Origin of the sequence: Nostoc sp. CALU 1950 (genome assembly GCF_051172895.1) — a bacterium.
Classification (GTDB): domain Bacteria; phylum Cyanobacteriota; class Cyanobacteriia; order Cyanobacteriales; family Nostocaceae; genus Nostoc; species Nostoc edaphicum_A.
On sequence record NZ_JBDNJQ010000011.1, the window covers coordinates 59,921 to 71,245 of the forward strand.

General features: G+C 42.8%; 3 protein-coding genes. All 3 read left to right on the forward strand.

Annotation, left to right across the window (positions count from 1 at the left end):
* Window positions 1–14: 14 nt before the first annotated feature.
* The 3 genes from ABF638_RS05500 (at window position 15) to panP (ending at window position 11,268) form a co-directional block, all read left to right on the forward strand.
* Window positions 15–4,832, forward strand: coding sequence for a beta-ketoacyl synthase N-terminal-like domain-containing protein (locus ABF638_RS05500; protein WP_435020947.1), 4,818 nt, complete (start codon window positions 15–17; stop codon window positions 4,830–4,832).
* Between the two features lie 47 nt (window positions 4,833–4,879).
* Window positions 4,880–9,538, forward strand: a complete 4,659-nt coding sequence (locus ABF638_RS05505) for an SDR family oxidoreductase (RefSeq protein WP_435020949.1) — start codon at window positions 4,880–4,882, stop codon at window positions 9,536–9,538.
* Window positions 9,539–9,636: 98 nt separating this feature from the next.
* Window positions 9,637–11,268, forward strand: a complete 1,632-nt coding sequence (gene panP, locus ABF638_RS05510; RefSeq protein WP_435020951.1) for a pyridoxal-dependent aspartate 1-decarboxylase PanP — start codon at window positions 9,637–9,639, stop codon at window positions 11,266–11,268.
* The last annotated feature ends 57 nt before the right edge of the window (window positions 11,269–11,325 follow it).

Below are 11,325 nucleotides of genomic sequence, written 5' to 3' on the forward strand. Positions count from 1 at the left end.
ATCTGGAGTGAAAAATGAAAAACAATTTAGAGGCTTCAGAAATTTTTAATGAGATAGCCATTGTAAGTATAAATGGGCGTTTCCCAAAAGCCAAAAACTTGGAAGACTTTTGGCAGAATTTACAGAATGGGGTGGAATCAATTTCGGTTTTTTCAGATATAGAACTGGAGTCTGCGGGTGTAGATAAAAGTACCCTAAATAACCCTAACTATGTGAAAGCAAACGCTGAACTGGAAGACGTAGAATTATTTGATGCTTCCTTCTTTAATTATTCTCCCAGAGCGGCAGAACTCATCGATCCGCAGCAACGCATTTTCTTAGAAGTTGCTTGGGAGGCCCTTGAAAGTGCTGGCTACAATTCTGAAACCTATGAAGGTAGAATTAGTGTTTATGGTGGAGCCAGCGTTAGCAGTTACTTTTTATTCAATATTTTTTCTAACCCTGAATTAATAAAACTTGTCGGTTTTGATGAAATTAGACATAGTAATCGCCCAGATAACCTAGCTACACGAGTCGCCTATAAATTAAATCTAAATGGTTCAGCAATCACTGTCCAAACCGGTTGTTCTACTTCATTAGTCGCTGTACATTTAGCCTGTCAAAGTTTGCTAGATCGTGAATGTGATCTGGCCTTGGCGGGTGGAGTTTGCATATCTGGATCAGAAAAAGCTGGCTATTTTTATCAAGAAGGGGGAATTTTGTCTCCCGATGGACATTGCCGTGCCTTTGACGCCCAGGCAAAAGGAACTGTTATCGGTAAAGGTGTAGGTATTGTAGTCTTAAAGCGATTAGAAGATGCGATCGCTGATGGAGATTGTATTCAGGCTATTATCAAGGCTTCAGCGATTAATAATGATGGTTCTAAAAAAGTTGGCTACACAGCTCCCAGCGTCGATGGTCAAGCTCAGGTAATTGCCGAGGCTCTTGCCGTAGCGAGGGTGAAATCCGACATGATTAGTTATGTAGAAGCTCATGGAACCGGAACTGCTCTCGGAGATCCGATTGAAATTGCAGCGCTAACCAAATCTTTTCGTGCTACCACTGACAAAAAAGGTTTCTGCGCTATTGGTTCGGTAAAGACAAACATTGGACACTTAGATACTGCGGCTGGGATTGCGGGTTTAATCAAGACAGTTCTGGCGCTCAAACATCAGCAAATACCACCTAGTTTGCACTTTCAGCAGCCCAATCCCCAGATAGATTTCACCAACAGCCCATTCTATGTTAATAACAAGCTTTCAGAATGGAAATCGAACGGACAACCTCGACGCGCTGGGGTTAGTTCTTTCGGAATTGGTGGCACTAATGCTCATGTAATTCTGGAAGAAGCCCCAATTCTGCAACCATCTAGTCCTGGACGCTCACAGAATTTATTGGTAATTTCAGCCAAAACTAGCTTTGCACTAGAAACTGCCACAACAAACTTAGTTAACCACTTAAAGCAGCATCCTCAACTCAACTTGGCAGATGTCGCTTACACCCTTGGGGTGGGTCGTCAAGCCTTTGAACATCGCCGAATCGTGGTTTGCCAAGACATTGATGATGCAGTGAAAGTTTTAGAAATCCAGGAGCCACAAAGGGTCTTCAGCCACTTCACCGAACCCACTGAGCGACAACTTGTATTTATGTTTCCTGGTCAAGGGGCCCAGTATGTGGAGATGGGTAAAGAACTCTACCAAAATGAGCCAATTTTCCGAAAACAGGTTGATTATTGTGCAGAATTACTCAAATTCTCCATCGGAATAGACCTACGCAATATTCTATATCCCAGCAAAGAGCAAGCAACAGCAGCAGTGCAGCAGTTGACGCAGACTTATATTACCCAACCAGCCCTATTTGTCATTGAGTATGCCCTAGCTCAGTTGTGGATGTCATGGGGATTGCATCCTGAAGCCATGATTGGTCATAGCATTGGCGAGTATGTAGCAGCTTGTCTTGCTGGCGTATTCTCTCTAGAAGATGCATTGGCACTGGTAGCTGCGCGAGGAAAACTAATGCAGCAGATGCCCTCTGGGGATATGTTAGTAGTGCCTCAATCTGAGGAAGAAGTGCAATCTTGGCTAGGCGAAGAACTTGCCCTAGCTGCAATTAACGGGCCATCTTTGTGCGTAGTTTCGGGATCAAAATTGGCAATTGATGAGTTGCACAATAAATTAACTAAGCAAGGGATTAATTGTCGCCGTCTGCATACTTCTGGTGCTTTTCATTCCCAGATGATGAACCCAATCATCGAGCCGTTCATGGCACTGGTAGAAAAAATCAACCTAAAAATTCCCCAAATTCCTTTTATTTCCAACGTCACTGGTACATGGATTACAAACGAGGAAGCAACTGATTCCAGCTATTGGGCAAAACATCTACGGCAAACTGTGCGCTTTGCTGAGGGAATTACTGAGTTGCTGCAACAGCCAAAGCGAATCCTGCTGGAAGTTGGCCCAGGGCGGACATTAAGTACTTTAGTTAGACAGCATTCAGAACAACCTGCTCAACCGATTGTGTTTTCTTCCTTGCGCCATCCCCAAGAACAACAGTCGGATGTAGCCTTTTTGCTCAACATACTGGGTAAACTCTGGCTTGCCGGGTTAAAAATAGATTGGTCTAGCTTTTACGCGACTGAACGTCGTCACCGCATCCCCTTACCGACGTACCCATTTGAGCGACAAAGATACTGGGTTGAACCACAATCATCAAACGCCCTTGTGACTGCGCCCGAAAAAGCGTTACACAAAAAGCCAAATATTGCTGAGTGGTTCTACATCCCAGTTTGGAAACAGTCCAGATTACTTGAAAAAGGGACTGGGGACTGGGGATTAGGGACTGGGGACAGGGAAAACTTGGAAGGGGATTCAGACGCCAATCAAGTTTTGTTGCAAGAGCGTTCGCACGAAAAGAGAACTCTTCCTAGTCAAGAGTCAAGAGTCAAGAGTCCTGGAGCGGCAGGATTACACGACTTCGGCGCAGCAAGTCGAGTGTCAAAACAGAAATTGTGTTGGTTAGTCTTTGTAGATAAATGTGAAGTGGGTTCACTCCTCGTAAAACGTCTCCAACAGCAAGGGCAAGACGTGATTACTGTCAGCTTAGGAGAGCAGTTTACCAAACTGTGCGATCGCACTTATTCCATCAACCCTCAACAGAAAGATGACTATGAAGCCTTGTTCCAAGTTCTTCGTAGCCAAGATTTGATGCCACAAATGATTGCTCATTTATGGGGAATTACGCCAAACAATGAGACATCTTCAGGAATTGAATCGTTGGCAACAAGTCAGGCTGTTGGCTTTTACAGCTTACTTTTTCTGAGTCAAGCACTTGGACAACAAAGTATTACAGATGCTCTGCAAATTCTAGTGGTGACTAACAACATACACGATGTGACTGGTGAGGAAAACCCATGCCCCGAAAAGGCAACAGTACTAGGGCCGTGCAAAGTAATCCCCCAAGAATATCCGAATATTACTTGCCGCAACATTGATATTGTGATTCCTGAATCTGTAATATCGCAACAGGAGAAATTGATCGATCAACTAATAGCAGAATTTACAACCAAGCCAACTGACTCAGTAGTTGCTTATCGTAAGCATCATCGCTGGATTCAAACATTTGAACCAGTCTCCTTAGAAGAGGCTGGCCCAGAGAAAGCCCGATTACAGCAAGGGGGAGTCTACCTAATTACAGGTGGCTTGGGAGGTATTGGTTTGACACTAGCAGAATATCTGGCCAAGACAGTGCAAGCTAAACTAGTGTTGATATCACGTTCTGGTATTCCGAAAGCAGATGAGTGGGAAAAATGGCTCATAACTCATGATGAGCAAGATCCTGTAAGCAAGAAAATCAGAGCAGTGCAGGTGTTAGAAGGGTTAGGTGCTGAAGTTTTAGTAGAGAGCGCAGATGTCGCTAACCTTGAACAAATGCAGTTAGCGATCGCATCAGTAACTAAGCGCTTTGGTAAGATTCATGGTGTCATCCATGCCGCCGGAATTGCTGGGGGAGGCATTATGCAACTAAAAACGCCCCAAGTAGCGGCAAGTGTTTTAGCTCCCAAAGTCCAAGGAACATTAGTCCTTGACAGGATCTTCAAGGACGTTGAATTAGATTTCCTAATCCTTTGTTCTGCCTTAAGTTCAGGCTCAATTCTGGGTAGATTTGGGCAGGTAGACTATTGTGCTGCTAATGCTTTTCTTGATGCCTTTGCTCACTGCAATACCTCCACACGTACTACGTTCACCCAATCTATTAACTGGGGTGCTTGGCAAGAGGTCGGAATGGCAGTAAATACAGGAGCGGTGAACGAAGAATTAAAGAAAGAACGTGAAGAATACCTTAAAGAAGGGATAGCACCTCAAGAGGGTGTTGATGCATTTAGCCGCATTCTCCAAAGTAGACTACCTCAAGTTGTTGTATCAACACGAGATATCCAGCCTCAAATTCAGCAGAGTAATTCTTTCAAGTTTATAGAAGAGGAATTGGCATCAGCAAGTCTACCTCAAGTACTCCATTCTCGCCCCAATTTGGGGAATGATTACATCCCTGCTCGGAACAAGGTAGAGCAAATAGTCACTAACATCTGGCAACAAATCCTTGGTATTCAACAAGTAGGTATTCATGACAATTTTTTTGAGTTGGGAGGAAATTCTCTAATTAGTGTTCAGATTATTTCTAAGTTAAAAGAAGAATTAAATATTGAGATTCCTATCGTCAGTATTTACGAAAGACCAACTATAAATTCTCTTGCCGAAATTCTCAGTTCTGATGCCAACGAAATCAATCATTTTGAGCAAAATAAGTCTCGTGGAGAAAAACGCAGACAGAAAAAATTACAGCAACAGCGTCATTAAAATAATTCGTAATTCGTAATTAAAAAAAATCAGTTAGGATTAATTAAATGATTGACAACTTAGACATCGCAATCATTGGCATGGTTGGCAGGTTCCCCGGAGCTAAAAATATTGATGAGTATTGGCAAAATCTGCGAAATGGGATAGAGTCAATTACTTTTTTTAGTGATGAAGAATTGCAAAAATTGGGGATAGAAGCAACGGTGCTGAGTGACCCTGACTATATCAAAGCAAAACCCATCGTCGAAGATATAGAATTGTTTGATGCTTCATTTTTTGGCTTTAATCCAAGAGAAGCAGAAGTCATAGATCCACAACATCGCTTATTTTTAGAGTCCGCTTGGGAAGCTCTAGAAAATGCTGGTTATGCCAATGCTGAAGGTTCCATTGGAGTTTATGGTGGCTCAAGTATAAGCGCATACTTATTTAATCTTTATTCAAATCCTGACGTTGTTGAATCAGCGGGTCAACTGCTGATAATTGGCAATGATAAAGATCATTTGTCCACACGCGTATCCTATAAACTTAATTTGAAGGGGCCAAGTTGCACGATTCAAACTGCTTGCTCAACTTCATTAGTTGCTATACATATTGCTTGCCAAAACTTGCTGAATAGCGAATGTGATATGGCTTTAGCTGGTGGCGTTTCTATAAATTTGCCACACAAAAGTGGCTATAAATATCAAGAAAATGATATTCTTTCGCCTGATGGTCACTGCCGCGCCTTTGATGCCAAAGCTGAGGGAACTATTTTCGGTAGCGGTGTAGGAGTTGTAGTCTTGAAAAGATTAGAGGATGCGATCGCAGATGGTGATTGTATTCATGCCATCATCAAAGGCTCTGCAATCAATAATGACGGGTCTTTAAAAGTTAGTTATGCAGCCCCCAGCGTCGATGGTCAGGCAGAAGTAATTGTAGAGGCGATCGCAAACGCGGGAGTCGATCCCGATACTGTCACCTATATAGAAACCCACGGAACAGGGACATCTTTAGGAGATCCGATTGAAATTCAGGCTCTAACTAAAGCTTTTCGTGCCAGCACCCAAAATAAAAATTTCTGTGCGATCGGTTCGGTAAAAACCAATGTTGGACATCTCGATCGGGCCGCTGGTGTTGCAAGTATCATCAAGACCATCCTTGCACTTAAACACAAGGAAATACCTCCTAGCTTGCACTTTGAAGAACCCAATCCAGAAATAGATTTTGCCAACAGTCCTTTTTATGTCAACACCACACTCTCTGAGTGGAAAACTAATGGCATTCCTCACCGGGCAGGAGTTAGTTCTTTTGGGATTGGTGGGACTAATGCTCATGTGATTCTTGAAGAAGCCCCTGCCGTTAAACCATCCGATCCTGCTCGTCCTTGGCAGTTGTTGCAGCTTTCTGCCAAGACTAGTACAGCTCTGGAAACTGCTACAGCTAATCTACTTGCTCACCTGCAACAGCATCCAAATTTAAACCTGGCTGATGTCGCTTACACTCTAAGTGTGGGTCGTCGGGTTTTCAAGCATCGCCGGATGGTGGTTTGTCAAGACATGGAAGATGCACTAAAAGTGCTGACCACTCAAGATCCACAACGAGTCTTTACCCACTACGAAGAACCCCGTAATCGTTCTGTAGTGTTTATGTTTTCCGGGCAGGGGACACAGTACATAGATATGGGCAGGGAACTCTACCAGAGTGAACCCATTTTTAAACAGCAAATTGATTGCTGTAGTGAACTGCTGAAACCACACCTCAATATTGACCTGCGCCATGTACTTTATCCCAGTGAAGTGCAGAAACAACAGGCAGCAGAGCAGCTAAAACAGACTTTTATTGCCCAACCAGCACTATTTGTCATTGAATACGCCCTCGCTCAGTTGTGGATGGCGTCGGGTGTGCGTCCTGAAGCGATGATTGGTCACAGCATTGGAGAATATGTGGCTGCAACTTTGGCTGGAGTTTTCTCACTCAAAGATGCCTTAGAACTAGTGGCGAACAGAGGAAAACTGATGCAGCACCTCCCCAGTGGGGGAATGCTTTCAATTCAACTTCCACAACAAGAAGTGCAACCTTTGCTCTTGCAGGAATTATCTTTAGCTGCAATCAATGCACCTTCCTACTGTGTGGTTTCGGGCCCAACAGCAGCGGTGGAACAATTGCAACAGCAATTACAAACAAAAGGCGTAGGATGTCGGCGGCTGCATACTTCCCATGCTTTTCATTCCCAGATGATGGAACCCATCGTTGAGCCTTTCATTCAGTCGTTACAAAAAGTCAAACTCAATTCCCCCCAAATTCCATTTATCTCTAATGTGACTGGGACTTGGATTGCAACAGCCGAAGCAACAGACCCCAACTATTGGGCAAGGCATCTGAGGGAACCTGTGCGTTTTAGTGAGGGGATTGCTGAGTTAACTAAAGCACATAAGCGCGTCTTACTGGAAGTAGGCCCTGGACGGACGTTGACCACTTTTGCTAAACAACATTGGGTAGAAGAATTGACAGCGCTCACCTCACTTCCCCATCCACAAGAGCAACAGTCGGATGCAGCATTTTTCCTTAACACCTTGGGTCGCCTGTGGCTTGTGGGGGTGCAAGTGGATTGGTCAGGTTTTTACGCCAATCAACGACGCCATCGTATTCCCTTACCAACCTATCCTTTTGAGCGTCAGCGCTACTGGATTGAGGCAAACGCAAAAGCTGCCCTAGCAACGGCGCCGCAAGAAACGCTAGAGATAAAGCCAGATATTGCTGATTGGTTCTATGTTCCTCGTTGGAAAGAATCCATGCCCCTTGAGCTTTTTCAGCAAGAAGAACTAGTAAAACAAAAGTCATGCTGGTTGGTTTTTGTTGATGCCTATGGAGTTGGAGCCGAAATCGCAAACCGACTGGAACAATATGGTCATGATGTAATTATTGTCAAGATAGCAGAGCAATTTGCCCAACTCAATAACCGGGAATATACTATTAATTCCCAGCAACCGGGTGATTATAATGCCTTATTGGAAGCGCTCCAAGTTCAAGATTTGACCCCCCAAGCGATCGCCCATTTCTGGAGCGTTACACCCAACGCTACTTTGCCCAGCAACAAGTCACCGGATGAGTTTTTTGAAGATTGCCAGAATCTCGGTTTTTACAGTCTAATGTTCTTGGCAAAGGCACTTGCAGAACGGAATATGACTGAGCCTATCAAGTTGATGGTCGTTACCAGCGATGTACACGACGTAACTGGCGATGAGAGGTTATGTCCTGAGAAAATTACGGTGTTAGGATCGTGCAAAGTGATTCCACAGGAATATCCCAATATCGCCTGCTATAGCTTTGATGTCGTGCTTCCAGAATTTGGAACCACCAGATCACAAAAACTGATAGACAACTTACTAGCAGAATTTACAGCCCAGCCAACGGATTTAATAGTTGCTTACCGGGGACATCATCGCTGGGTACAGACCTTTGAAGCCGTTCGCTTAGAAGAGAAGATCGCTGGCAAAACCAGGTTGAGGAAAGAAGGCGTTTACCTAATCACTGGTGGACTTGGTAAGGTTGGTTTAGCACTGGCAGAATATTTAGCCGAGACAGTACAAGCTAAATTGATTTTGCTGGGGCGAAAGGGTCTTCCTGAGAAAAACCAATGGTGTCAATGGCTGACGAATCATGATGAACAAGATCATGTCAGCCAGCAGATCCGCAGAGTGCAAGCACTTGAGGCTTTAGGTGCTGAGGTTTTGGTAATCAGCGCCGATGTGGCAAATGAACAACAAATGCAGAATGCGATCGCGATCGCTAATGAGCGCTTTGGTAAAATTCATGGTGTCATCCATGCTGCGGGCAATCTCAAAACTGTACTTCATTCTATTCAACAGACTTCTAAAGCTGAAGTTCAAAAGCAATTTGAACCCAAAGTATATGGAGTATTTTTATTAGATAAACTCTTCCAAGGAAAAGAGCTTGATTTTTGTCTATTAACCTCTTCTTTAGCATCTGTGTTAGGAGGTTTAGGATTTATTTCCTACACCGCAGCAAACTTGTTTATGGATGCCTTTGTTCATAAGCATAACCAGACTACTAATTCTTGTCCCTGGTTTAGTGTAAACTGGGATGATTGGGGCATTAGGGAAGAACAAAAAGATACAGATATTGAACAAACTTTGCCTAAATTTTTCATGACACCAAAGAAAGGTGTAGAAACTTTTAGACGCGTGTTATCAATGTCTAAAGTCTCTCAGGTTGTTGTTTCAACTGGAGACTTGCAAGCTAGAATTGACCAATGGATTAAGCTGGAATCTTTACGAGATACAGAATTCTCGAACCAGGCAAACTTATTCTCAAACTATCAAAGACCAAATTTACATACAGTATATGTTGCTCCTAGAAATGAAGTGGAGCAAACTGTTGTAAATATCTGGCAAGAAGTACTTCATATTCAGGATTTAGGTATCCATGACAATTTTTTTGAACTTGGTGGTCACTCCTTACTTTTGATTCAGGTTCATAGCAAGATGCAAAAAATATTTCAGCGAGATTTATCCTATGTTGAAATGTTTCAATATCCCACGATCAGCCAGATGTCTAAGTATTTAAGCCAAGAGCAAAGTGAGCAACTTGCTTTTTCACAACATTCTCACCGAACTGAAAACAGGACGGTTGCAATAAAGCGCCAAAAACAAGCCAGACAAAATCATCGGGCAGCGGCAAATAAAAAAGGATTACCATCTCAATAGCTCCAACAGACTAGTCTTTGACTATTGGAAGTTAGTTTCATAGATAATCGAATCATTGCCTCAAAAAGTAAAAATATTAGATTATTCAAGGATAAAACATGACATTGAGTAAACAAGAAATGCCTAGTCAAAATAACTTGTTGATGACGGAGCCAACATTGCATTATGGGATAGAAAAAAAAGTAATGCAACTATTTGCTTCCTCAGGTCAATCATCCTCATTAGAGGGAAAGATGGATAGGCAAGTTGCGACTTTAGTAGATGATTTTTTAGGAGAAATCAATGCTAATACTGATATTAAGCTTGATTGTTTAGTGGAAAAATTCACTAATAGTAAAGCCCCTGTTGATCCTTCAACTTTTGAAAGCTATTTCAATTACTTAGCTAACAATGTTGTCGCTCATTCAATACATACATCTTCCCCACGATTTATTGGTCACATGACCTCTGCGCTCCCTAGTTTTGTGGGGCCTCTAGCGAAACTGATGACGGCGATGAATCAAAACGCTGTTAAGATAGAAACCGCTAAAGCCCTAAGCTTCTATGAACGTGAAGCTTTGGCAATGATGCATCGACTGATTTACAACTTTTCTGATAATTTCTACACACAGTATATTCAAAATAGTCAAAGTACATTAGGAATCTTAGTTTCGGGAGGAACAGTAGCAAATATCACAGCCCTCTGGTGTGCCCGGAATGCTTCCTTGGGAGCAAAATATGGCTTTTCTGGTGTAGAAAAAGAAGGTTTAGCCGCAGCTTTAGATTTCTATGGCTACAAAGGATCTGTGATTATTGGCTCAGATTTAATGCATTACTCTTTTGATAAAGCTGCGGACTTTTTAGGCATTGGTACGCATAGTTTAATTAGAGTATCTACTGATTGTAACAATCGAGTTAATATAAAGGAACTGCGCCAAACTGTTGCCGAGTGTCGTGCAAAGAAACTACATATTATTGCGATCGTAGGCATTGCTGGGACAACAGACTCCGGTGGGGTTGATTCCCTTACGGACATCGCAGAGATTGCACAAGATGCTAATGTTCACTTTCATGTAGATGCTGCGTGGGGCGGGCCACTCATTTTTTCTGAACAACATCGCCATAAACTTGCTGGTATTGAACAGGCTGATTCAGTAACTATTGATGGACATAAACAACTTTATTTACCAATGGGAATTGGTATGGTTTTTCTACGCGATCCGCATTTAGCGAAAGCGATCGAAAAACAGGCTAGCTACACTATGCGGGAGGGATCATTCGATTTAGGTAAACGTGCCCTAGAAGGTTCTCGACCTGCTATGGCTTTATTTTTACATGCTGGACTAAATCTAATCGGACTTAAGGGATATGAATTTTTGATTGATGAAGGAATTCGGAAAACTCAATATATGGCAGAGCGTATCCGTGCTATGCCAGAGTTTGAGTTGTTAGCAGAACCGGATATAAATCTTCTAATCTATCGCTACATCCCGGAGTCATTGAGAGGGCTTAGTAGCATAAATCAGTTGAGTGAAACTGACAATCAACTAATCAATCAATGGAATGAGCGTCTTCAGAAAAACCAGCGGCAAGCTGGTCGTACTTTTATCTCACGGACAACGAAAACAACTACTTGCTTTGGCACAGAAATTTCTATTTTGGCCCTGCGTGCGGTGATTGCTAATCCCCTGACTACTGAAGATGATATTGACGCCGTTTTAAACGATCAGATTCACATTGCTAGGGAATAGGGAATGGGGAATGGGGAATGGGGAAGTTTTATTTAAAAATCGAACAGGAGTCATATT